Below are 22,832 nucleotides of genomic sequence, written 5' to 3'. Positions count from 1 at the left end.
ATCTTGAAAAGCAAAATCAAAAGATCGCAGCCTTCGGCAGCTCCTACAGGGGGAGTGCAGATTAGCTGCGCAGATGAGTCAGCGGCAACTCGGTGCTGTTGAGCACCTGATTCAGCACAAAGCTCGAACGCACGCTGGTCACCCCTTCAATCCGGGTCAGGTGTCCCAGCAGCAGCTTCTGATAGTGATCCATGTCCGGCACCACCACTTTCAACTGATAGTCGGCATCCACGCCCGTCACCAGGCTGCATTCCAGCACTTGCGGCAAGGTGCGGATCGCTGCTTCGAAGTTCTCGAAACGTTCCGGGGTGTGCCGGTCCATGCCGATCAGCACGTAGGCGGTCAGGCTCAGGCCGAGCATCTTGCGATCGAGCAGGGCGACCTGGCGCGAGATGTAGCCGTCATCCTCCAGTTGTTTGACCCGGCGCGAGCAGGGCGAGGGCGACAGACCGATGCGCTCGGCCAGTTCCTGGTTGGAGATGCGGGCGTCGCGCTGCAATTCCGCCAAAATATTCAGGTCGTAACGGTCGAGTTTGCTCATGAATCAGTCCTTGGTTGTAACTATTGCGGCGGATTATCTATCCAGGGTTAAAAATTGCGCAAGCGGTGTTTATTTGAGCAATCTTCGCAATCATCTGTCGCGCGTTGCGGCCTATTCTTATCACCAGAATCACTGCTCGGTAACACAGTCCACTGCGGCCCGCCCAATCAGGCCCGCCGCGGCCGCCACCCCCACCGGGGATGTGCCGGCCCCCGAGCTGCACACTGTCCAGAAGACGGCGTGAGGTGAGCCGACGTCAAAAGCGTCGAGCCAGGACGAAGTTCTCTAAAGGGAGGCCGACGGGTCTCCCTTTTTCTTGTCTGCGATTTTTGTGCCTCGATGTACGGCTTCCCTCAATAAATAAGTTTCGTGACTGATAACCTGTCGCAGAACCCGGTGTGCGTATTCCCGGTCTTAGCTACAAGCCCTCTTAATACCCGCAGTGAGGAAAAGCATGAAGTCGCGCATCTGGCGTCTGGCCGGTGTTGGTTTGCTGTGTGTGAGCGTCGGAGCCCAAGCGTTGGCCGACGAGCCACAGAATCGTGGCCCCGAGAATAACGGGCACGGCGGTGAGCATCAGGGCAATCAGGGGCATGGCGGTGAGCGTCAGCCCCATGGGCAAAACAATCCGCCGCCGCAAAATCCGCCGCGGCCGCAGAACAGCGACATCATTCGCGGCGACAACAGCCGCCAATTCGAGCACAACGGCCAGCCGCACAATAACGGCCAATGGCAGAACCAGAACCGCGCACCCAATCAGCCTGCACCGGTTCATCAGGCGCCACCGGCGAACAACCTGCCGATCCAGCCACGTCCCGACACCGTGCGCCAGACTCAGGAACCGCGTCAGGGCTACTACCGCGACGAGCGTCCGCAGAATGGTTACCACAACCAGCAATGGCAAACCGGCAACCGGCCCGATGACAATCGCTGGCCGGGTCGCCCGGACGGGCATGGCAACGGTTGGGGCCCTGGCCCGCAATATCGCCCGGGGCATGTGATCGACCGCTTCCCGGATCGTGAATATCGCGTGCCGTATCGCGGTCAGGATTACTTCTATTCCGGCGGCTACTGGTATCGCCCGCAAGGCCCGCGCTACATCGTCGTGCAGCCGCCACGCGGGATTCGTATTCAGTACCTGCCGGACTACGCCCGTGAAGTGTGGATCGGCGGTGCGCTGCTGTTTCTTGCGGCCGGTTCCTACTATGCGTATCAGGAAGCCACCCAGGATTACGTCGTGGTCGAGCCACCGGTGCAGCAACCGCCGCAGCCGCAATCCCAGGGGTATGACGTCGAGGCGTATCCCGCCAACGGTCAGTCGCCGGAACAGGTGCAGCAGGACGGTTACCAGTGCTACCAGTACGCGGTGCAGCAAAGCGGTTTCGATCCACGTACCGCGACGTACCAACCGGCGCCCGAAGTGGTGCAGGCCTACCGCCAGGCTCAGGGCAATTGCCTGAGCAGTCGCGGTTATCAGGTGTCTTACTGAAGCCGGGTCTGCGCCCGTTCAGCCCTGACCACTTCCTGCGGGTCGGCGTGCACCAGCACTTCGGCTCGCGGGTAGGCGGCGTGAATCGCATCCGCCGCCTGATCGCTGATGCCGTGGGCCACTGACAACGTCAGCTCTCCCGGCAACTCCAGATGCAACTGCACGAACCAGTGATTGCCCGAAATCCGCGTGCGCAAATCATGTGCGCCCAACACGCCGGGTACGCCGCAGGCCAGTTCGAGCATGTGCTGACTGACGTCCGCCGGCAGCTCTTCATCCATCAGCACCGAAAAACTTTCCCGGGCGATCTGGATCGCGCTCCACAAAATGTACCCGGCAATCCCCAGACCGAACCATGCATCGAGCTGATGAAAGCCCATGCCGGCGAGAACCAGCGCGATCAGAATGCTGCCGTTGAGCAGCATGTCCGAGCGGTAGTGCAGCGAGTCGGCGCGCACGGCGTTGGAGCCGGTCTGCTTGATCACCCGATGTTGCAGCGTCAGCAACGCCGCGGTCAGCAACAGCGAGAAAACGATCACGCCGATACTCAGCCACGGAGCGCCCAGCGGCTCCGGTTGCTTGATGCGCTCATACGCCTGAAACGCAATCAGCACCGCACTGCCACCGATGAACAGCGCCTGCGCCATGCCCGCCAGCGATTCAGCCTTGCCGTGGCCGTAACGGTGATCTTCATCGGCCGGGCGCAGTGCGTAATGCACCGCCAGCAGATTGAGCAGCGAAGTGACGCCATCCAGCGCCGAGTCGGTGAGGCCGGCGAGCATGCTCACCGAACCGCTCAGCCACCAGGCGATGGCTTTGGCGATGATCAGCGTGCAGGCCACCGCCACCGAGGCGCGGGTTGCCAGCCGCAGCAGGCGGGCGTGTTCGGGGCTGGTGGTCATGAGTGCAGAAATTCCTTATGGATCAGGCGGCGGGTTGCAGGCCGAACATGGCCAGTTGCTGGGTGCTGCCCTTGTGCTGGATCAGGCGTGGATCGTCCAGCGGCAGGTTGCGGCCCAGTTCAGTTTCGAGAATAGCCTGCAACTTGAGGTTATCGACCTGGCCGTCCGGGCCGATCGCTTGTTTGAGTTTCGCCGGATCGACCTGCGCCGTGTGGCCCGGTTCGAAATAGATCGCGCCCGTGGTGAAGTCGACCGCGAAAGCGATCAGCCCGGGAATGACGTAGAACAGCAGGCCGACGGCGTCCAGTACAGCAATCGCCGGGTCGATCTTGCCGTCGATCTGACCGCGACGATCCGGATAGAAAATCGAACCGCAGGCCGTGAGTTGAGTGAGCAGGGTGGCGACCAGTACACCGCCGATCAGGCGAGAAGGTAAGCGCATGTGATGGATCTCCTGAGTCATCTAAAAACGAAGCAGCGTTGTGTGGAATTAAGACCCTGACAAACGCCTGGCAGTTCGCCGTTATACTCGCGCCTCTGTTTGGGAGCCAGCATGATTTCTTTGCCGATCGATGAAGTTTTACCCGCCCTGCGTGAAGCCTTGGCGACACGCCACGAAGCCGTGCTCGAAGCACCGCCCGGCGCCGGTAAAACCACCCGCGTGCCTTTGGCCTTGCTCAATGAAGTCTGGCTGGCCGGGCAGACCATTCTGATGCTCGAACCACGGCGTCTCGCCGCGCGTGCAGCCGCAGAACGTCTGGCCAGCGAACTGGGCGAGAAGGTGGGCGAAACCGTCGGCTATCGCATCCGTCTCGACAGCAAGGTCGGCCCCGATACCCGCATCGAAGTGGTCACCGAAGGTATTCTCACCCGGCGTCTGCAGGATGATCCGGCGCTGGAAGGCGTCGGTCTGCTGATCTTCGACGAATTTCACGAACGCAGCCTTGATGCCGATCTGGCTTTGGCTCTGAGTTTGAACGGTCGTGAACTGTTCCGCGCTGAACAGCCGCTGAAGATTCTGCTGATGTCCGCCACGCTGGAAGGCGAGCGCCTGGCCGGGTTGCTGGATGACGCGCCGATCCTGCGCAGCGAAGGGCGCATGTTCCCGGTGACAATGCGCTGGGGGCGGTCGTTCCAGCCTGGCGAATACATCGACCAGCGCGTGACCCAGACCGTCCTCGAAGCCCTGCACGATGAAACCGGCAGCCTGCTGGTGTTCCTTCCGGGGCAGGCGGAAATCCGTCGCGTGCATCAGCAACTGAGCGATGCCATCGGCGAGCGTAAAGATGTCTTGCTCTGCCCGCTGCACGGCGAACTCGACCTGAATGCCCAACGCGCCGCCATCGACCCGGCGCCGGCCGGCCAACGCAAGGTGGTGCTGGCGACCAACATTGCCGAAACCAGTCTGACCATCAACGGCGTGCGGGTGGTGATCGACGCCGGGCTGGCACGGGTGCCGCGTTTCGACCCGGGCAGCGGCATGACCCGTCTCGATACGCAGCGTATTTCCAGGGCCAGCGCCACCCAGCGTGCGGGCCGGGCCGGACGTCTGGAACCGGGCGTGTGTTATCGCCTGTGGTCGCAGGATCAGCACGAGCAACTCGCCGCTTACGGCAGTGCGGAAATTCTGTCGGCGGATCTGGCGGGTCTGGCGCTGCAACTCGGACGTTGGGGCGTCACCCCGGGCGAACTGGTCTGGCTCGATGTGCCGCCGGCAGCAGCCTATGCACAGGCGCAGGATTTATTGCAGCGCCTGGGCGCACTTGAAGGCGAGGCGCTGACTGCCCACGGTCAGGCCATGGCTGAATTGCCGGCACATCCGCGCATCGCTCATCTGTTGCTGCGCGGCCAGGCACTGGGGCTGGCGCAGATGGCGTGCGATGTCGCGGCACTGCTCGGCGAACGCGATATTTTGCGCGGCGCCGGGGCGGATCTGCACAGCCGCCTGGTGCTGCTCTCTGGCGAGGAGCGCGCATCGCGTGGTGCTCAGGGCGGTGTACAACGTGCGCGGCAACTGGCGCGGCAATATCGCGGTTACCTGCGCGGCAAGGCCAGCGAGCCCGTCAGCGATCCCGATCATCCGCGCTGGCTTGGCGCATTGCTGGCGCTGGCCTATCCGGATCGCGTCGCCCAACAGCGGCGTGCCGGTGGCGCCGAATATCGGCTGGCCAATGGTCGCGCTGCGCTGTTCGCCGAAGCCGACAGCCTGATGAAGGAGGCGTGGATCGTGATCGCCGACCTCGGCAGTCGTCAGGGGCAGCGCGAGGAGCGGATTTACCTGGCGGCGGATTTCGATCCGACGCTGTTCGACTCGGTGCTCGCCGAGCAAGTGCGTGCCGTCGATCAACTGGACTGGGACGAGCGCGAAGGCGTGCTGCGCGCCGAGCGTCAGCGCAAGGTTGGCGAACTGATCCTCAGCCGCGAACCGTTGACCGGGCTTGACGAAGCGGCGCGCAGTCAGGCGCTGGTCAATCTGGTACGGCGCAAAGGTCTGGAGTTGCTGCCGTGGACGCCGGAACTGCGTCAGTGGCAGGCGCGAGTCGCGTTGTTGCGGCAATTGGATCTGGCGACACAGGCCGACAGCCAATGGCCGGATGTCAGCGACGCGACGTTGCTCAAAACCCTGGAGGCATGGCTCATGCCCTATCTGGGCAAAGTCTCGCGACTGAGTCATTTCGCCAATCTGGACCTGTCGAGCATCGTGCGCAGTCTGCTGCCGTGGCCATTGCCGCAGAAGCTTGATGAGCTGGCGCCGCATCACATCAGTGTGCCGTCGGGGTCATCGATTCGTCTGGACTACAGCGAGTTTCCACCGATTCTCGCGGTGCGTTTGCAAGAGCTGTTCGGCCTCGCCGAGACGCCGCGAATTGCTGGCGGGCGGCAAGTGGTCAAGCTCCACCTGCTGTCGCCGGCGCGGCGGCCGGTGCAGGTGACGCAGGACCTGGCCAACTTCTGGCGCAGCACCTATGCCGAGGTGAAAAAGGATCTCAAGGGGCGGTATCCGAAGCATTATTGGCCGGATGATCCGCTGGTGGCCGAGGCCACGGCGCGGATCAAACCGCGCAAGTGAGCCTTTGCCCGGGGTTGATCAGGCCTCGCCGTAGAGGCTTTGCGCAGCACGGCGGCGGTGCTTGATGTTGTGGCAGACCCACACCAGCGTGATCCACAGCGGAATCGCGTAGACCGCCATCCGGTTGACGGGGTCCATCAGCATGACCGCGATGATGAACACCATGAAGGCCAGACAGACATAGTTACCGTAGGGGTACCACAGCGCCTTGAACCGTGGTGTCTGCCGGGTCTCGTTCAGGTGCCGGCGAAATTTGCCGTGGGCCAGGCTGATCATCGCCCAGTTGATCAGCAGCGTCGCCACCACCAGCGATAGCAGTATTTCGAGGGCCTGCTGCGGGATCACGTAGTTCAGCACCACCGCCATCAAAGTCACTGCAGCCGTTGCGAGGATCGAGCGCACAGGAACCCCGCGCGAGTCGATCTTGACCAGGCTTTGTGGCGCGTCACCCTGCCGGGCCAGACCGAGCAGGATCCGGCTGTTGCAATAGGTGCCGCTGTTATAGACCGACAACGCCGCGGTAAGGACCACGAAGTTGAGAATGTGCGCGGCGGTATTGCTGTCGAGCATTGACCACACACGTACGAACGGGCTGCCGCTGTAGGTATCGCCAGAGGCATTGAGCGACGTCAGCAGGCTGTCCCACGGCATCAATGACAACAGCACAACGAGTACGCCGATGTAGAAAATCAGGATACGGTAGATCACCTGATTGATTGCCTTGGGGATCACGCGACGAGGGTTTTGCGCTTCGGCGGCGGTAAAACCGAGCATCTCCAGCCCGCCAAAGGACAGCATGATAACCGCCATGGACATGGCCAGGCCGGCCATTCCGTGGGGGAAAAAGCCGCCGTGCTGCCACAGGTTACTCAGCGATGCCTGCGGCCCTCCGTTACCGCTGACCAGCAGGTAGCTGCCCATGGCGATCATCCCGATCACCGCCAACACCTTGATGATGGCGAACCAGAATTCCGCCTCGCCGAACACTTTGACGTTGATCAGGTTGAGCGCATTGATCAGCACAAAAAACACCGCAGCCGATACCCAGATCGGTATCTCGGGCCACCAGTAATGCACGTATTTGCCGACGGCTGTCAGTTCGGACATGCCGACCAGGGTGTACAGCATCCAGCAGTTCCATCCCGAGAGGAAACCGGCGAATGCGCCCCAATACTTGTGGGCGAAATGGCTGAAAGAGCCGGCAACCGGCTCTTCAACGATCATCTCGCCCAGTTGTCGCATGATCATGAAGGCGATGAAGCCGCAAATGGCGTAACCGAGGATCATCGAGGGCCCGGCAGACTTGAGTGCGCCCGCCGAGCCCAGGAATAACCCCGTGCCAACGGCGCCTCCCAGTGCGATCAATTGGATGTGTCGATTTTTCAGGCTGCGTTGCAGTTGACCTGAGTGCGCATGGAGTCCGCTCATGAGAAAGGGTACTCGCAAGGTTGCTTGAGTGTTTGCAAGACACTTGCGCGGGGCGAGGCGGGCCGATGCAGTGATGCGACGGTGCCAACAGTGGGGGACAGGTAATTCTCCACAGTCATACGGATTCTGTTCCTTCAGATTATTTCTATTTTTATCAATCAGTTAGATCGAGTTTTCAGCTTGGTTACGCGCGATTTCGTGCGCGCTGCTTGGAAAAATCTATTGGAAGAAACATATTTCTATCTGTTGAATTTGTAAATGGGGGATGGTATCTAATGCATCGCACAGGGACATGCCAACGATTCCAGGGACTGAGGAGTGATGACGGTGACGGGCTGCAATGCACTAGGGACATTCGATTTTGTGGTCGGCGCCGAGGCCGATCCGGCGGGCTATTTTTCAGCGGCGGCGCAGGACATTCGGGCACAGCTGCTGAGTGAAGGCGCGGTGCTCATTCGCGGTGCCACGCCGTGCAGGGATCCCGAGGTGTTTGAACGGGCCATCGGTGCGCTGGGTTTTCACACGCGCGATTACGTCGGCGGCAGCTCTCCACGCTCGACGATCCAGGGCAAGGTCATGGAGGCGACGCGCACCCCGCCCGACTGGTCGGTGATCCTTCATCAGGAAATGGCCTATGTAAAACATCCGCCCGAAATCATCGCTTTCGTGTGTGTCGAGCCTGCGGAGCGCGGCGGTGAATCCGTGGTCGGGGACATGCGCAAACTGGAGCAGTTGATTGATCGCGCCACCCTGCAGCAACTGACCGATCGCGGGCTCAAGTTGCGCCGCACGCTGCCCGGCGAGGCGCGGGTGAATCTCAAGCCAGGGGTGAAAAAAAGCTGGCAGGAGACGTTCTCCACTTCCAGCACCGCCGAGGCAGAAGTGCTGTGCCGGGCGCGCGGTTGGGACTTCGAGTGGAGTGGCGGCGACCTGATCCTCTGGCAGGACTGTATCGCCCCGATGCGCCGACACCCGCGCAAAGCGGCGGACATCTGGTGCAATCAGGCGCACTTCTGGGGCGCGGCCGCGATGATCGAATGGGCGCGTATCGACGGTCGTGAACAAGACGCCAGTGATTTGGCCGAGGCGCAGCGCAACACGCCGCAACTGTTGGAGGCCATGTGTTTCGGTGACGGCGAACCACTGCCGCAAGACCTGACTCTGGAGTTGTTCCACACCGTCAGACGTCTGGAACAGGATGTCGATCTGCGAGCGGGCGATATTTTGCTGCTCGACAATTTCCAGTATGCCCACGGCCGGCGCGCCTTTTCCGGCAACAGGACCATCAACGTGATCATCGCCAATTGGGCGGATGATCAGCCACACGCAGCTCAGGGATGAAAAGATGACGATTCAGGAAAGAAACCTCACGTCGGATAGCACGTTTGTACTGACCCCCGGCGTGGATGTCAGTCTCAAGGACTTGATCAGGTATTCCCGGCCCGGGGCAAAGGTGGTCGCTTCGCAAGCCACCCGGCAACGGGTTCAGGCATCGCGAGACGCCTTGGAAAATCTCGTTGCACAAGGCGCGGTGATTTATGGGGTGAACACCGGGATGGGTGGTTTCGTTGACCATCTGGTGCCCATCGACAAAGCCCACGAGCTTCAATCGAACCTGATTCAGGGCGTCTCGACCAACGTTGCCGAGCGGTTCCCGGACAGTGTGGCGCGAGCCACCATGTTTGCGCGGATCGTATCGCTGTCCCGTGGCAACTCGGCACTCTCGCTGGAAAATTTCGACCGCTATATCGCCATTTACAACGCCGGCCTGATCCCGGAAATCCCGAGCAAGGGTTCGTTGGGGACCAGTGGCGACCTGGGGCCGCTGGCGGCGGTTGCGCGGATGCTGACCGGGGACGGTCATGCCTACCTCGACGGTGCCCGGATTCCGGCGGCGCAAGCGCTCGAGCAATTGGGTCTGGCGCCGCTGCACCTGAGTTACAAGGAAGGGCTGGCGCTGATCAATGGCACCTCCTGCATGGTCGCGGTGGCAGCGATGAATGTGGTTGAAGCCCGGGAACTGCTCGAGCAATACACGTCGATTTCAGCCTTCTCGTTTGAAGCGCTGCAGGCTCGGGTGCGTCCTTTTCATCCGGATGTTCACCAGTTGAAACCGCACCTGGGCCAGCAAAAAATTGCCGAGGCCATCTGGGCCGATCTGCAAGGCTCGGAACTGGCGATTGACGATCTTGAACTCTCTTCGCAATTGAGCGCCCTGCGCACCGACCAGGTACGCCAGGAAGACATGCCCATCGAAGATGCCTATTCCATTCGCTGCACGCCGCAAATCCTCGGGCCAGTGCTGGAGACCATCGAATTTGTCGAGCGCGTGGTCGGCAACGAACTGAACTCGTCCAACGACAACCCGTTGATCACCCCTGAAAACGGCGAGGTTTTTCACAATGGCCATTTTCATGGGCAATACATCGCTTCGGCCATGGACTACCTGACGATCTCCATCATCACCCTGTGCAATCTTTCGGATCGGCGGATCGATCGCTTTCTGACCAAAGCCAACAGCAATGGCCTGCCGTCATTCCTGTGCGCGGAAAACGGTGGCCTGCGTTTCGGCCTAATGGGCGGGCAATTCATGTCGGCGTCGCTGACGGCGGAAAACCGTTCGCTGGCCACCCCTGTCTCGATCCAGACCCTGACCACCACCGGCGATTTCCAGGACGTGGTTTCCTTCGGTCTTGTCGCCGCGCGCCGGGTGACCGAAGTGCTGCAGAACACGCGTTACGTCCTCGCGTTTGAACTGATCTGTGCAGCCCAGGCCGCCGATATTCGTGGCAACGCCAGACTCGGGCCGAAGGGCCGCGCCTGGCATGCGCGGGTGCGTGAACACATTCCGTATCTGGATCGGGATGTGGCGTTGACCGCTTACCTGGAAGCGCTCGTTACCCAGGTACTGGGAGGGCACGGCCGATGAGTTCGTCGGGAAAGAGTGACCTGTTGGCAACGGCAATCACTGAGCCGGTCCGGCTGCATGCCAACGAAAATCCGCTGGGGGCATCGGGCCTGGCCCTGCAGCTGTGCGCCTCGATGCCGACGCTCCTCAGCGAATACCCCGAAGTCACTTACAAGTCTCTGCGCCTGGCAATCGGCGAGCGCTGGCGCGTTGATCCCGAGCGCGTCGTGGTGGGCGCCGGTTCGGACGAACTGATCGACATTGCGTTGCGTAGCCTGTTGAAGCCCGGCAGTCGCATCGTGACGCAGCAGCACTGCTTCAAGATGTACAAAATCCGGGCCGCGTTGCTGGGGGCCGACTACAGCGAGATGACCCCGGATGCCAGCGGCGACTATGAGGCGGCATTGCAACTGGCTCTTGAGCAAAAGCCCGACGTCGTGGTGCTGGTCAATCCGTCCAATCCATTGGGCGACTATCTGTTGCCCTCGCAGTTGTTATCGCTGGTGGCGCTGATTCCACCCGGTACGACCGTGATCATCGACGAAGCGTACGCAGAGTTTGCGCCGGATCGGGAAAACACGGCAGGCATTCAGATCGTCAACAGCCGGGAAAACGCGATATGCCTGCGCACGTTTTCCAAGGCCTACGGTATTGCCGGCCTGCGCCTTGGCTGGGCTTATGCGAGCGGCGATCAGGTGCCGGCGCTGCAAGCGCGGCGTGCGCCGTACAACGTCAGTTCGTTTTCCGCCCTGGCAGGCGAATACGTCCTGCAGGACGGCGATCATCTGGACAACACGGCGGCGTATTGTCAGGCGTGGGGGCAGGAGCTCGTGAGCCTGTTCAAGTCTCACGGCATTGAAGCCAGAAGCCGCTACGTCAATTTTGTTTTCGTCGAATGCGTCACCGCGCCACGCTGCCAGGATTTGCATCAGTATCTGGAGAGGGAAGGTTTCCTGACGTCCCGGTTGACCGACTATGGTCTTGAGACGTGTCTGCGAATCTCCTTCGGCAACCAGGCGCAGATGACTCGGTTGCGCGCTGTACTGAAGCAAAAACTGCAAACCATGGAACTTGCCTGAGGCCAGCAGGGCAGGGAGCCTTCGGCGATTGCCCAGGGCTTCCAGGGCAAGATCAGTGAAACCTTGACTGAGGTAAAAATGAGCCAGACGCTGACGTTGTTTCACGCTGAACCCTACTTGAAGCAACTGGACTGCCGAGTTGATCGACTGGAGCGCGACGACGCCGGCCTGCCTTTCGCACTCCTCGGCGAAACCGTGTTCTACCCCCAGGGAGGCGGGCAACTGGGCGATCGGGGGGTATTGAACATTCCGCTCGCGGGGGAGGGTGAGGCACTGCGCACGCTGGAGATCGTCGCGACGAAAAAACGGGACGATCAGATCAGGCATTACCTGAGCATTGACGACGAAACGTTCGCTGAGCTGCAGACGCGGGTCAGCGACCAGCAGGCGACCGCCACGCTGGATTGGCCATTGCGATATCATCAGATGCGGGTTCATTCGGCGATGCATTTGATTCATTGCATGCTCGAGCGGACGCTCGGGCGAGCGATTGCGCATCCGGTTCGTTCGCCGTTGAGCGACGAGGGTGGCGAGAACCAATACGAGTTTGTCGGTGAGTTCGACGAAGACAGTCTGAGGCGCGCAACAGATGCCTTGAACGAGTTTTGCTCTGCAAGTCATGAGATTCGTACGGAAGCGGATACCCGCCAGGGACAGGGATTTCGTTGGTGGCAATGCGAAGACTGGTCAATCCCCTGTGGGGGCGTTCATGTGCGTAATACGCAAGAAATAGGCGTGGTGACTTCCAGTATGAAGATCAAGAAAAACACGACCAGAGTGCTTGTCACTCTGTCGGCAGAGGCGGAAGAGCTTGGATAGCAAACGTGCGTTTGGCGCATTTCTCATGCAGTTTCGAATCGACGCGGGGCATCTGAAGATCTCCACGTTTCTCGACGAGGTCAATATTCCGTTCTCGGCCAATTACTACCGCGACGTCGAGGCCGGAAGGAAATACCTGAGTATCGATGCTGCCGTCGAACTGCATGATCACCTTGGCATCGATGCGGCCAGCAAAGCCAGTTTTGATTATTTCTGGCACTACTTCAGGGATTTGTTGCCGGCGGACGTCCACGAAATGTTGTTCGGCAAAGGCGTCGAGGTGACCGATCTCTCTTCGCGCCTGGAACTGCGTGAACACGACTCCAGAATCTTGCGCCGGGCCCTGAGCCTGAGTCGCTACGAGCGTGAGTTCATTGTCACCGAAGCGGTGATCGCCGCGTTCGAGGCGCAATTCGAACTGCTGCCATTGATGACGTATCTGTACATGGTCGACAGCGCCTCAGTGGCGGAGATTCAGCTGGTGTGCCAGCAGATCGGTCTGGCTTATGACCGGGACACTGAAGCGTTCCTGAACCTGGTGTCCAAGCCGCGCGCAACGCCGGATGACCCGTTTGTCCGGCATGCACCCACGTTGAGGATGCCCAGGACGGTGGATGCGTTGAAGTTGAAGGATCAGTTCCTGCGCCATGAAGTGGACCGGTCGCTGCTCAAGCCGGAGAAGAGCGAATACTTCGATGTTTCAGGCTCTTTTAAATACAGCTCGATGGTGACACTCAAGGACGCCGAAATAGAACAGATTCAGGACCGTCTGGTGGACCTGTTCTCGGTCATCGAAGTGCATAACAAGTCTGGTCGTCAGCTGGAGGATTCAGGCGCACAGCCTTATTTCTTCGGGCTGGTGGTTTCCGGGCGTCCGGAGTACGACGGGCGCGCGGCCCGCGTCGGTGAAAAAGACGAGGAGTGAACAACTGCCGGGCGCTTCGCCGCTTCTGTGTGGCATGGCCCGGCAAGAACCAACCGTTCACAGGAGTGTGCGGACAGTACAGAAAACGGGGCGCAGAACCGCAACCCGGCCGTCATCAGTCAGAACAGGGATGAGATGAATGAATGCTCCAGTCGTAGAAAAACTCCGTCAGTTGTTCGGCGAACGCTTGAGGGTCGAACAGGGAATCCGGCAACAGTTCTGCCAGGCGCCTCCCGGCATCGAGCTGAGTCCCCCCGATGCGGTAGTGACCGTTCGCAGCGAAGACGAAATCATTCAGGTCGTGAAGCTTTGCCGTGAGTACGGTGTGGCGCTGATCCCGTCGGGTGCGCGTTCGTCTCTCGAAGGGCAGATCAATGCGCCACAGGGTGGCGTCTGCGTCGACTGCTCGGAAATGAACGCGATTGTCGATGTGAACGTCACCGACATGACCGCCACGGTTCAGCCGGGCGTTACCCGCGAGCAACTCAACAGCCACTTGCGTGAGACCGGACTGTTCTTTTCCGTCGATCCTGGCGCCAACGCTTCCATGGGCGGGATGGCGGCGACCCGTGCATCGGGGACCAACTCGGTGCGCTACGGGACCATGGCCGGGAATGTCAAAGCCGCACGCTGGATCATGGCGGACGGCTCGGTCGCCGCCATTGGTTCCCGCGCGCCCAAATCGGCCATGGGTCTGGATCTGCTGGCGATTGCCATCGGTTCAGAGGGCACTCTGGGCATCTTCAGCGAACTGCAAGTGCGCCTGCATCCGGTGCCCGAGGCCATCGTTGCCGGTGTCTGTTCGTTCGATTCGGTGGATAACGCGGTACAGACGGTGGCCAGTGCCCTGGGCCAAGGACTCTCGATCGCCCGGATCGAGCTGCTGGATGCCACGGCGGTGCGTGCGTGCAATGCCTATTCTGCGGCACTGGGGCTGGTGGAAACGCCGCATCTGTTTCTGGAGTTCCACGGCGACCGGTCGACGGTCGCCAGCAGTGTCGAGCTGTTCAAGGATTGCGCCGGTGAGTACGGCGGGCAGGTCAGGATCTCCGAGCGCCTTGAAGAACGCACGGCCCTGTGGAAAGCCCGACATGACGCCTGGTGGGCCTTTCACGCTTTCTACAAAGGCCGCAAGGGGCTGGCCACCGATGTCTGTGTCCCGTTGTCCTGTCTGAGTGCCTGCATCAGCGCCACGGCCGCCGACATTGCTGCCTCCGGTCTTGATGCGCCGCTTATCGGCCATGTCGGTGACGGTAATTTTCACCTGCTGATCATGCTCGATGAAGGTGAAGACGAAAGTGCGGACATTCAGGCGTTCCTCAGCCGGCTGTCGAGTCGCGCGTTGTCGTTCGGCGGCACCGTCAGCGGCGAGCATGGGGTAGGGCAGGGAAAACTGAAGTGGATGTCGGCGCAACACGGCGCAGCGCTGCAGTTCATGAGGGCCATCAAATCGGCCCTGGATCCGGACAACGTGTTCAACCCCGGCAAGATGTATCAATCGTTACGGGTTGACGCTCGATAACTGTCGAATTTTTGTTTTTAAGGATGGATGTGAAAGGTATGGATCATATTTTGATAGTGGGCATCAACAAGGTCTCCATCAAGTACGTGTGCGAGGCGATCCGCGGTGCGGGCTTCGAACCGATACTGTCCGTTGATCCCTCGGGTTTTCATGGCGCGGCGAAAAACGTGTTCGAAGGGGTCACCTGCATTCCTGCCTTTACCGACAGGGTCGCGCTGTCCGCTTACCTGAACGCCCATCCCGCACTGGTTGGCGTGATTCGCAGCATCACGACATTCTTTGACGAGTTGTTCCCGGTCGTATCCGCGATTGCCGAAGAATTCGGCTTCAAGGCGCCGCCTGAGGTGTTTGCCCGGCTGTCCTCCAAGGGCTTCGTCGGCCGCTTGATCCCGGAACATGTGCCCGCCGAGACCTGTGTGTCGCTGAGCGATGGCGACGTGGTCATTCCCTGGCTGACACCCGGGCAACAAAACGATGTGGTGCTCAAACCCTCGGTCGGCTCTGGCGCGGTGGCCACCACCCTGCTCTCGATTGCACCGGACGCTGACCCTGGCGCAGTGATCCGCGCCGCCATCCTGAACAGCGGAATCGACGACCCGCAAGACACTGCCTGGATTGTCCAGGCGCATTGCACGGGTGATCTCGTCAGCCTGGAAGGCTTTGCCCAGGAGGGGCGGGTGGTCTTCCTCGGACTGTCCAGGCGCGACCGAGTGGGTTTCACGGAGGTCGCCAACCAGTTCCCGGCCGACGCCCGCATGGCCTTGCCCGTGCGTGCGAAAATCGAAAAGGCGGTCCGCGATCTGATTGCCCGTTCAGGGTTCGACAATGGCTTCTTCCATTGCGAGTTCATTGCGAACGACGCCACGGCTTATCTGATCGATGCCAACATGGGGCGCCTGGGCGGCGCGAGCATCGTTGAACAGATTGCGCTGGCCTACGATCTGGCGCCAGCGACTGTCCTGCAGCACGTGGCGCTGCTGCCACTGGGCTTGCTGGAGGCTGCGCTTCAATACCAGCCGGTCGAATCTTGCCGCCAGACCCTGAGCTACTGGTACTGCCTGGATCACGAAGCCGTCGTGCATGACTGGGAGATTCCGCCGATGGCTTCCATTCACACGCCCATTGCCAACGTCGGCAGCGTGATCCAGCCCATCGGCACGTCCGACTACGCCTGGGTCGGCATGCTCACCGGCTATGCCGATGTCGTTGCGCGCGAGATTGGCCAGGTACGTGTCCTGACCGATCGCGGCCCTAGAAGCCCGGTCTTCAAATGATTTACTTCGTCCGGTTTCTTTCGTCCGCGGCCTGGAGCTGTTTCTATCCGTTCATGGCCATTTGGCTCAATGCGTCCGTGGGCCTCAGTACCAGTGCGGCGGGGGTCGTTGTCGGGTTCGCGATTGTCTCCAACCGCATCGGCGCATTGGCTTTTCAGGGCATGCTGGACAAGGTCGAGCGACGCCGGGAAATAGCCCTCGCCTTGTTCTGTGTAGCGGTGGCGGCGCTATTGATGCTGGTCACCGCCGCGATGGGCATTACCAACGTGTTGATCTGGGTCGTACTGGTTGTGGTGTTCGGTGTCTCCAATTCGATCGCCACGATCTCGCAGATTTCCTACATCGTGCAGTACTTTCGCGAGGGCGAGCACGAACGCGTGCTCTCTTACGAGAATGTTGCGGCGAACGCAGGGGCCGGGGTCGCGCCGTTCGTGGCGTCGTTGATTCTTGCCGGCACCGGTTACTGGTTTGTGGCCCTGCCGCTGTTGTTGGGCGTGCTGGCCACGGCTTCCACGCGGCTGATTCCGCAGGTGGCGCGTAGTGCAGGCGTGGCGTTTACCGCGCGTGCTTCCGCGCCGGGCGAAACCGAGGCATCGCCCAAGGTGGTGGCGTTCATGGCGATCAACTTTCTGACCATGATCGGCTATGCGCAGTTTTATTACGTGTTCCCTACCTATGCCACCGAGCGCTTTTCCAGTGAACTGGTCGGCGTGCTGTTTCTGGTGGCCAGCGGGATCATCATCTTCAGCCAGGTTTACGTGACCTCATTCGCGCAGCGTGTCTCACGATTGTGGCGGGTCATCGTTTCCAACCTGTTGATCGGCGCGGGCTGCCTGTTGTTGATCATTTCGTCACAGGCGCAGGCGATCCTGTTTGTCGTGGTGGTGTTTATCGTGATCGGCGAGATGATCTGCGGCCCGCTGTACCAGGCTCAGGCCGTGAAGATCTGGCGCGGGCGCAGTTCCGTAGCGATGGCCGTACAGACCTGTGTCTGGGGCGCTGCCGAGGCTACCGCCGCCGTGCTCGGCCTGCTGGCAGTGGCCAACGAGCTGAGCTTCATGTCGTTTCTGTTGGGGTTTGCCGCCTGCGTCATCGCCGCCGTGGGCGCCTGGGTATCGATTGCGCTCAAACGCCCGTTGATCGGCATCGATGTGGAACAGCGGTCAGTCCCGGTTTCCTGATGGCTCGGTGCGGCAGGCAGCGGTCTTGGCGGTCAACTGTTCGCGACAATAGTCGGCGAACAGCTGTGCCGGTTTGGTCAGTTGCCCGCGCTTGAGCCACGCGGCGACCAGACCTGAGCCGGTGACGTCTTCGACGATGTCCACGCACACCACTTTCTTGCCGTCATAGGTGCATTCCGAGTGGGGCCGGGTCACCAGGATCGAGAAACCGAAACCCTGACCGACCATGCCCCTGACCATCTCGATCGACGGCGAGCTGAACTCGATGCGCGGGGTCAGGCCCAGTTCTTCGAACAGGCTGACGAAGTAGGTTCGGCTCGGCTGCACGTCGAGCAGAATCATCGGCTCCAGACACAGATCGCGCAGCGACACTTGCTTGTACTGGGCGAAACGGTGGTCGACCGGTAATAGCGCATACGGCCGTTGCGCCGGCATCAGCGGCTCGGTCTGGATGGTGGCATCGAGTTCGTGTTCATAGAGGATCACCAGGTCGAAACTGCCCGAGGTCAGGCCTTGCACCAGTTCCTGTTGCTCGCCGTCGCGAATACGGATTTTCACGCCCGGATACAGCGCAGAAAACCCGGCGATCAATTGCGGCAGGTACAGCGGCGCGACGGTTTCGAAGCAGCCGATGTCGATCTGTCCGGCGACGATGTCGTTATCGGCGAGGGCGTTCTGCTCGAACTCCCGGGCCATGCGCAACAGCTCCTGCGCCTTGCGAAAGAACCGTGCACCGCTCGGCGTCAGGGATACGCCCTGAGCGTGATGGCGGATCAGCAGCTGCACCGCGAAGCTGTCTTCCAGACCTTTGATCGCCGTAGAGATCGCTGGTTGTGCGATGTACAGCTTGCGCGAGGCTTCGGCAACGCTGCCGCATTCGACGGTGGTGATGAAGTATTTCAACTGACGCAAATTGTAGGCGGCCACGGCAAACCTCAGGACGAGCGGACTCGACTTCCAAGCAATTTGTGCGCCGCCGCGTCCGCTGCGCGACGTTGTTTTTATCCTTGAACCTTAGTCATCCACAGCGGTTTTGGGGAAACCGATTGAGCAGTTTTTTCATTGCCTGCGAAGACATTTTTACTAATTTTCGCCCGTCCGGGCCTGCGCCACCATCGACTGCACAATAACGTCCAAGGAGCATTCGACGTGTTCGAACTTGCAGAGTGGCAGCGCCAGGCCGGTGCCTTGAAGTTTCCCGATCGGGCCGTGATCAACGGCCAGCACTGCGCCGCGCAATCGGGGCAGACGTTCGCCGCGATCAATCCCGCCACCGGCCAGTTGCTGGCCAATGTCGCAGCGTGTGGCGAGGCGGATGTGGACGCGGCGGTGCGGAACGCGCGACACGTGTTCGAGGCTGGCATCTGGGCGCAACGTCCGCCCGCCGAACGCAAGCAGGTGCTGCTGCGCCTGGCCGAGCTGTTGATGGAACATCGTCAGGAGCTGGCCCTGCTCGACTCGCTGAACATGGGCAAACCGGTGATGGACGCCTACAACATTGATGTGCCGGGCGCCGCCGGGGTGTTTCGCTGGTACGCCGAAAGCCTCGACAAACTCTACGACCAGATCGCCCCCGGCGCCGCCAATGTACTGGCGACCATCACCCGTGAAGCACTGGGCGTGGTGGCTGCCGTGGTGCCGTGGAATTTTCCGTTGGACATGGCCGCGTGGAAGCTTGCGCCAGCGCTGGCGGCGGGTAATTCGGTGATCCTCAAACCGGCCGAGCAATCACCGTTTTCGGCATTGCGTCTGGCCGAGCTGGCACTGGAAGCGGGCCTGCCACCGGGCGTGCTCAACGTGTTGCCGGGGCTGGGCGAGCAGACCGGCAAAGCCTTGGGCCTGCACCCGGATGTCGATTGTCTGGTGTTCACCGGCTCGACGCAGGTCGGCAAGTATTTCATGCAGTACTCGGCGCAATCCAACCTCAAACAGGTGTGGCTGGAGTGCGGCGGCAAGAGTGCCAATCTGCTGTTCGCCGATTGCCGGGATCTGGACCTGGCGGCGGAAAAAGCCGCGTTCGGGATCTTCTTCAATCAGGGCGAAGTGTGTTCGGCCAACTCGCGACTGTTGGTCGAGCGTTCGATTCATGATGCGTTTGTCGAACGCCTCAAAGCCCAGGCCGAACGCTGGCTGCCGGGCGATCCGCTCGACCCGCAAAGCCGTGCCGGAGCGATCGTCGATCAGCGGCAGACAGTGAGCATCATGCGCGCCATCCGTGAGGCCGGGCAGGCGGGTGCGAGCCTGGTGTGTGGCGGTCAGCAACGGCGCTTCAACGGCTCGGACAACTTCATCGAACCGACGATTTTCGCCGGCGTGAGTGCCGACATGGCGTTGTTTCGCGAAGAGGTGTTCGGCCCGGTGCTGGCGGTGGTGCCGTTCGATGATGAAGACGAGGCGGTGCGCCTGGCCAACGACAGTGTGTATGGGCTGGCGGCGTCGCTGTGGACCGATGATCTGCATCGCGCGCACCGCGTGGCGCGAAGGCTGCGGGCGGGCACGGTATCGGTCAATACCGTCGATGCGCTGGACGTGACCGTGCCGTTCGGCGGCGGCAGGCAATCGGGCTTCGGCCGTGACCTGTCGCTGCACTCGTTCGACAAATACACCCAACTGAAAACCACCTGGTTTCAGTTGCGCTGATTGCGGTTGATTCAAAAGCAAAGATCGCAGCCTTCGGCAGCTCCTACACCGGGCGAACCTGAACCCTGTAGGCTACACCGAAGGCTGCGATCTTTTGCTTTTCAGGACTGTGCACCATCCCTGCTCAGGTCGCGCTTTTGCGGTGCACGCTAAGCAGTTTTTTCATCATTTGCTGCCAACAATTTCCTGATTTTCCTCAGCCCGCACATGGGCCACCATCGATCTTGCCAGCCCGGTGGTTCACGCCAGAGTCCAGCAGAGACCGCAGCGTGGATTCACATCATTGGTGCTGGCCGTACTGCCCATGACAAAACTAAATCAACAGCGTCGGGAGTGCTCCATGATCAAGTCCTTGTGTCTCCGTCTCACCCTTCCACTGGCGATCACCGCCCTGGCGGCCACGGTCGCGACCGGCGCGCAGGCCGGTACCTTGTCCATCGGCCATACCACCTGGGTGGGTTATGGCACGCTGTATCTGGCTCAGGACCTGGGCTACTTCAAGGAAAACGGCCTGACCGTCGAGTTGCCGGTGGTAGAGGAAGCTTCGATGTACATGGCCGCACAGGCTTCCGGACAACTCTCCGGTTCGGCCTCGACCATCGACGAAGTGCTCAAATACCGTCCGCAGTTCTGCTTCAAGGCTGTGGCGGCACTGGATGACAGCCATGGTGGCGACGGCGTGCTGGTGGGCAAGGACGTGAAGTCGTTGCAGGAACTCAAGGGCCAGGCCGTGGCCGTCAACGAAGGTTCGACCTCGCAGTTCTGGCTCTCCTATCTGCTGAAAAAGAACGGCATGAAAATGAGCGACATCACCGTGCAGAACATGACTGCCGACGATGCTGCCACCGCGTTCATTGCCGGTCGCGTGCCGGCGGCCGTGACTTGGGAACCGCACCTGTCGATGGTGCGCGACAAGCAGCAGGGCAAAGTGCTGATCGACAGCAGCAGCACGCCCGGGGTGATTGTCGATGTCGTGGCGCTCAACTGCACGGTGATCGAGAAGCAGCCCGAAGACGTCAAGGCGCTGGTCGCCGGTCTCTACAAGGCGGTGCAATACACCAAGGACCATCCACAGCAAGCCTACGAAATCATGGCCAAGGGCGTCGGCGGTTATCTGTCCGATCCGAAGGAACTGGCTGCTGCAGCACAAGGCGTGCGTTTCTACGATCAGGCCATGAGCGAGAAGCTGCTGGGCAAACCGGGCGCGCCGGGTGACAGTGCACCGCTGATCAAACTGGCCAACGAAACCGCCAGTGAATTGCAGGGCAAACCCTACAACGTCAGTAACGATGATCTGGTGGATAACCGTTTCGTCAGCCCGCTCTAGGAGACTGGTCATGTTCAAGCGCAATTCATGGCTGAGTCGCTGCATCACACCGAAGACCGGCTTGCCGGTCCCGGTGGTATGGAGCGCCAGTGGTCTGGCCTGGGTGTTGCTGGTCGGACTGTGGGCCGGGCTGTCCTACGGCGGCATCGTCCCGGGGATGTTTCTGCCGACGCCCGGCGCGGTGGTTGAAGCCGCCGTGCGCCTGAGCCGCGACGGCACCCTTGGCACCCATGTGTGGGCCAGTGTCGAAGTGGTGATGGTCGGGTTCATCGTCTCGTCGCTGGTGGCGGTACCGCTGGGGTTGCTGATGGGCAGCTTTCGCATCGTCCAGGCGTTTCTCGAACCGCTGGTCAACTTCATCCGTTACCTGCCGGTGACCTCGTTCGTGCCACTGTTCATCCTGTGGATTGGCATCGGTCTGGAGCAGCGGGTATCGGTGATCATCTTCGGCGTGTTCTTTCAGCAACTGGTGATGATCGCGGATGTGTCCAAGGGCATCTCCAAGGACCTGATCAACGCCTCTTACACGCTCGGTTCCAACCGCCGCGACGCGGTGCTGCATGTGATCGCCCCGGCCTCGGTGCCCGGCGTGCTCGACACCTTGCGCGTGACGATGGGCTGGGCCTGGACCTATCTGGTGGTGGCCGAACTGGTCGCCGCGTCGAGTGGCCTCGGTTACCTGAGCCTGAAAGCCATGCGCGGTTTTCAGGTCGACGTGATTTTCCTCGCCATCGCGATCATCGGCCTGCTGGGGCTGGTCACCGATCAACTGTTCCGCTTTCTCCGCCTGAGGGTTGCCGCATGGGCTCAGTAACTGCCGCCAATCATCGCTTTACCGAATCGCGCGCTGCGGCGCCGCAAGCCGCCCCGCGCCTGCAAGTGGACAAGGTCAGCCTGCGCTACAAAAAGCCTGATGGCGGTACGTTCACGGCGCTGGAACAGGTGTCGTTCGAGGTGCCGGATCAGCAGTTCGCGGTGCTGGTCGGGCCGTCGGGTTGCGGCAAATCGAGCCTGTTGTACCTGACCGCCGGCCTCGCCGAGCCAACCTCCGGCGAGATCTACGTCGGCGGCCAGCAAGTGCAGGGCCCCGGTGCCGATCGCGGCATGGTGTTCCAGAGCTACACACTGTTTCCGTGGCTGACGGTGCGGCAGAACGTCGAGTTCGGCCTCAAGCGGCGTGGCATGCCGGCGGCGCGGCGCAAGGAAATTGTCGATTACTACGTCAACGAAGTCGGGCTTGCCGGGTTTGCTGACAATTACGCCAAGCAGCTCTCGGGCGGGATGATGCAGCGCGTGGCGATTGCCCGGGCGCTGGCCAACGACCCGCAGATTCTGCTGATGGACGAACCGTTCGGCGCCCTCGACAGCCAGACCCGCCTGCAAATGCAGCAGTTATTGTTGCGGGTGTGGGGCAACAGCAAGAAGACCGTGTTGTTCGTCACCCACGATATCGACGAGGCGATCCTGCTGGGCGACCGGGTCTATGTCATGGGCGCCAAACCGGGGCGGATCAAGCAGATCCTCGACGTGCCGATCGAGCGTCCGCGCTCACTGGACATGGTGATGGAGCGCTCGTTTATCGACATGAAGCGGGAGATTTTCGGCTTGCTGCATGACGACCTGGAAGAAGTCCATTGATCACATGAGTCCCCTGTAGGAGCTGCCGCAGGCTGCGATCTTTTGATCTTGTTTTTTGAAGATCAACAGATCGCAGCCTCGTTTCACTC

19 protein-coding genes are annotated in these 22,832 nt (G+C 60.9%); 14 read left to right on the top strand and 5 right to left on the bottom strand.

Translation table 11 applies throughout. The features are described 5' to 3' along the window. Positions 1–61: 61 nt before the first annotated feature. Positions 62–541, bottom strand: coding sequence for an Lrp/AsnC family transcriptional regulator (locus ACTJKS_RS05645; protein ID WP_440828802.1), 480 nt, complete (start codon positions 539–541; stop codon positions 62–64). A 454-nt stretch (positions 542–995) separates the two neighbouring features. Between ACTJKS_RS05645 and ACTJKS_RS05640 the strand changes: the two genes are divergently transcribed. Beyond that, positions 996–2,030 carry a DUF6515 family protein gene (locus tag ACTJKS_RS05640; protein WP_108183896.1) on the top strand — a complete coding sequence of 345 codons (1,035 nt, stop codon included), beginning with the start codon at positions 996–998 and terminating at the stop codon, positions 2,028–2,030. Here the strand turns inward: ACTJKS_RS05640 and ACTJKS_RS05635 are convergent. Beyond that, a complete protein-coding gene (locus ACTJKS_RS05635; protein ID WP_108183895.1) occupies positions 2,024–2,932 on the bottom strand; it encodes a cation diffusion facilitator family transporter in 909 nt (302 codons plus the stop codon). The genes ACTJKS_RS05640 and ACTJKS_RS05635 overlap by 7 nt on opposite strands. A gap of 22 nt (positions 2,933–2,954) precedes the next feature. Next, the gene (locus tag ACTJKS_RS05630; RefSeq protein ID WP_025108718.1) at positions 2,955–3,374 is read right to left on the bottom strand and encodes a hypothetical protein; all 420 of its coding nucleotides are present in this window, start codon (positions 3,372–3,374) and stop codon (positions 2,955–2,957) included. 111 nt (positions 3,375–3,485) lie between these two features. Between ACTJKS_RS05630 and hrpB the strand changes: the two genes are divergently transcribed. Beyond that, entirely contained in the window at positions 3,486–6,002 is a 2,517-nt protein-coding gene (gene hrpB, locus ACTJKS_RS05625; protein WP_262948120.1) for an ATP-dependent helicase HrpB, read from the top strand. Between the two features lie 18 nt (positions 6,003–6,020). On the opposite strand, the gene ACTJKS_RS05620 is transcribed toward hrpB, so the two are convergent. Further along, positions 6,021–7,430 carry an amino acid permease gene (locus tag ACTJKS_RS05620; RefSeq protein ID WP_108183890.1) on the bottom strand — a complete coding sequence of 470 codons (1,410 nt, stop codon included), beginning with the start codon at positions 7,428–7,430 and terminating at the stop codon, positions 6,021–6,023. Positions 7,431–7,757: 327 nt separating this feature from the next. Here ACTJKS_RS05620 and ACTJKS_RS05615 point away from each other — a divergent pair, with 327 nt between their 5' ends. The 8 genes from ACTJKS_RS05615 (at position 7,758) to ACTJKS_RS05580 (ending at position 17,138) form a co-directional block, all read left to right on the top strand. Continuing rightward, on the top strand, positions 7,758–8,771 hold the full coding sequence (locus ACTJKS_RS05615) for a TauD/TfdA family dioxygenase (protein ID WP_262948119.1): 1,014 nt from the start codon (positions 7,758–7,760) through the stop codon (positions 8,769–8,771). Beyond that, complete coding sequence (locus ACTJKS_RS05610; protein WP_317453242.1) at positions 8,743–10,359, top strand: phenylalanine aminomutase (D-beta-phenylalanine forming); 1,617 nt, start codon at positions 8,743–8,745, stop codon at positions 10,357–10,359. The genes ACTJKS_RS05615 and ACTJKS_RS05610 overlap by 29 nt, the downstream gene beginning before the upstream one ends. After that, the gene (locus ACTJKS_RS05605) at positions 10,356–11,417 is read left to right on the top strand and encodes a pyridoxal phosphate-dependent aminotransferase (protein WP_198759984.1); all 1,062 of its coding nucleotides are present in this window, start codon (positions 10,356–10,358) and stop codon (positions 11,415–11,417) included. Before ACTJKS_RS05610 ends, ACTJKS_RS05605 begins: the two co-directional genes overlap by 4 nt. A gap of 78 nt (positions 11,418–11,495) precedes the next feature. Further along, the gene (locus ACTJKS_RS05600; protein ID WP_198759983.1) at positions 11,496–12,236 is read left to right on the top strand and encodes an alanyl-tRNA editing protein; all 741 of its coding nucleotides are present in this window, start codon (positions 11,496–11,498) and stop codon (positions 12,234–12,236) included. 25 nt (positions 12,237–12,261) lie between these two features. Then, positions 12,262–13,161, top strand: coding sequence for a hypothetical protein (locus tag ACTJKS_RS05595; protein ID WP_232966955.1), 900 nt, complete (start codon positions 12,262–12,264; stop codon positions 13,159–13,161). A gap of 139 nt (positions 13,162–13,300) precedes the next feature. After that, entirely contained in the window at positions 13,301–14,683 is a 1,383-nt protein-coding gene (locus ACTJKS_RS05590) for an FAD-binding oxidoreductase (protein WP_262948116.1), read from the top strand. Positions 14,684–14,721: 38 nt separating this feature from the next. Further along, complete coding sequence (locus ACTJKS_RS05585; protein WP_262948115.1) at positions 14,722–15,957, top strand: ATP-grasp domain-containing protein; 1,236 nt, start codon at positions 14,722–14,724, stop codon at positions 15,955–15,957. After that, positions 15,954–17,138: an MFS transporter gene (locus ACTJKS_RS05580; protein ID WP_108183886.1), complete on the top strand. Its 1,185-nt coding sequence runs from the start codon at positions 15,954–15,956 to the stop codon at positions 17,136–17,138. Before ACTJKS_RS05585 ends, ACTJKS_RS05580 begins: the two co-directional genes overlap by 4 nt. On the opposite strand, the gene ACTJKS_RS05575 is transcribed toward ACTJKS_RS05580, so the two are convergent. Continuing rightward, positions 17,121–18,065: a LysR family transcriptional regulator gene (locus ACTJKS_RS05575; protein ID WP_108183885.1), complete on the bottom strand. Its 945-nt coding sequence runs from the start codon at positions 18,063–18,065 to the stop codon at positions 17,121–17,123. The two genes, ACTJKS_RS05580 and ACTJKS_RS05575, sit on opposite strands and share 18 nt — an antisense overlap. Positions 18,066–18,287: 222 nt before the next feature. Between ACTJKS_RS05575 and ACTJKS_RS05570 the strand changes: the two genes are divergently transcribed. The 4 genes from ACTJKS_RS05570 to ACTJKS_RS05555 all read left to right on the top strand — a co-directional run bounded on the left by ACTJKS_RS05570 (position 18,288) and on the right by ACTJKS_RS05555 (position 22,743). After that, positions 18,288–19,778, top strand: coding sequence for an aldehyde dehydrogenase (locus ACTJKS_RS05570; RefSeq protein ID WP_108183884.1), 1,491 nt, complete (start codon positions 18,288–18,290; stop codon positions 19,776–19,778). Positions 19,779–20,118: 340 nt separating this feature from the next. Beyond that, on the top strand, positions 20,119–21,105 hold the full coding sequence (locus ACTJKS_RS05565) for an ABC transporter substrate-binding protein (protein WP_108183883.1): 987 nt from the start codon (positions 20,119–20,121) through the stop codon (positions 21,103–21,105). A gap of 10 nt (positions 21,106–21,115) precedes the next feature. Further along, positions 21,116–21,919, top strand: coding sequence for an ABC transporter permease (locus tag ACTJKS_RS05560; RefSeq protein ID WP_041065113.1), 804 nt, complete (start codon positions 21,116–21,118; stop codon positions 21,917–21,919). Continuing rightward, the gene (locus ACTJKS_RS05555; protein WP_041065116.1) at positions 21,907–22,743 is read left to right on the top strand and encodes an ABC transporter ATP-binding protein; all 837 of its coding nucleotides are present in this window, start codon (positions 21,907–21,909) and stop codon (positions 22,741–22,743) included. The genes ACTJKS_RS05560 and ACTJKS_RS05555 overlap by 13 nt, the downstream gene beginning before the upstream one ends. Positions 22,744–22,832: the final 89 nt, after the last annotated feature.

This window comes from Pseudomonas sp. 22189 (genome assembly GCF_052045635.1).
GTDB classification, from domain to species: Bacteria; Pseudomonadota; Gammaproteobacteria; order Pseudomonadales; family Pseudomonadaceae; genus Aquipseudomonas; species Aquipseudomonas parakoreensis.
Note: the sequence above shows the minus strand (reverse complement) of the source record. Positions and strands in the feature narration are given on the sequence as shown.

Excerpts from the sequence above, each read along its gene's own strand:
- ACTJKS_RS05645 (WP_440828802.1), bottom strand. The coding sequence starts at position 541 with ATGAGCAAACTCGACCGTTACGACCTGAATATTTTGGCGGAATTGCAG.
- ACTJKS_RS05640 (WP_108183896.1), top strand. The coding sequence starts at position 996 with ATGAAGTCGCGCATCTGGCGTCTGGCCGGTGTTGGTTTGCTGTGTGTG.
- ACTJKS_RS05635 (WP_108183895.1), bottom strand. The coding sequence starts at position 2,932 with ATGACCACCAGCCCCGAACACGCCCGCCTGCTGCGGCTGGCAACCCGC.
- ACTJKS_RS05630 (WP_025108718.1), bottom strand. The coding sequence starts at position 3,374 with ATGCGCTTACCTTCTCGCCTGATCGGCGGTGTACTGGTCGCCACCCTG.
- hrpB (WP_262948120.1), top strand. The coding sequence starts at position 3,486 with ATGATTTCTTTGCCGATCGATGAAGTTTTACCCGCCCTGCGTGAAGCC.
- ACTJKS_RS05620 (WP_108183890.1), bottom strand. The coding sequence starts at position 7,430 with ATGAGCGGACTCCATGCGCACTCAGGTCAACTGCAACGCAGCCTGAAA.
- ACTJKS_RS05610 (WP_317453242.1), top strand. The coding sequence starts at position 8,743 with ATGATCAGCCACACGCAGCTCAGGGATGAAAAGATGACGATTCAGGAA.
- ACTJKS_RS05605 (WP_198759984.1), top strand. The coding sequence starts at position 10,356 with ATGAGTTCGTCGGGAAAGAGTGACCTGTTGGCAACGGCAATCACTGAG.
- ACTJKS_RS05600 (WP_198759983.1), top strand. The coding sequence starts at position 11,496 with ATGAGCCAGACGCTGACGTTGTTTCACGCTGAACCCTACTTGAAGCAA.
- ACTJKS_RS05595 (WP_232966955.1), top strand. The coding sequence starts at position 12,262 with ATGCAGTTTCGAATCGACGCGGGGCATCTGAAGATCTCCACGTTTCTC.
- ACTJKS_RS05590 (WP_262948116.1), top strand. The coding sequence starts at position 13,301 with ATGAATGCTCCAGTCGTAGAAAAACTCCGTCAGTTGTTCGGCGAACGC.
- ACTJKS_RS05585 (WP_262948115.1), top strand. The coding sequence starts at position 14,722 with ATGGATCATATTTTGATAGTGGGCATCAACAAGGTCTCCATCAAGTAC.
- ACTJKS_RS05580 (WP_108183886.1), top strand. The coding sequence starts at position 15,954 with ATGATTTACTTCGTCCGGTTTCTTTCGTCCGCGGCCTGGAGCTGTTTC.
- ACTJKS_RS05565 (WP_108183883.1), top strand. The coding sequence starts at position 20,119 with ATGATCAAGTCCTTGTGTCTCCGTCTCACCCTTCCACTGGCGATCACC.
- ACTJKS_RS05560 (WP_041065113.1), top strand. The coding sequence starts at position 21,116 with ATGTTCAAGCGCAATTCATGGCTGAGTCGCTGCATCACACCGAAGACC.
- ACTJKS_RS05555 (WP_041065116.1), top strand. The coding sequence starts at position 21,907 with ATGGGCTCAGTAACTGCCGCCAATCATCGCTTTACCGAATCGCGCGCT.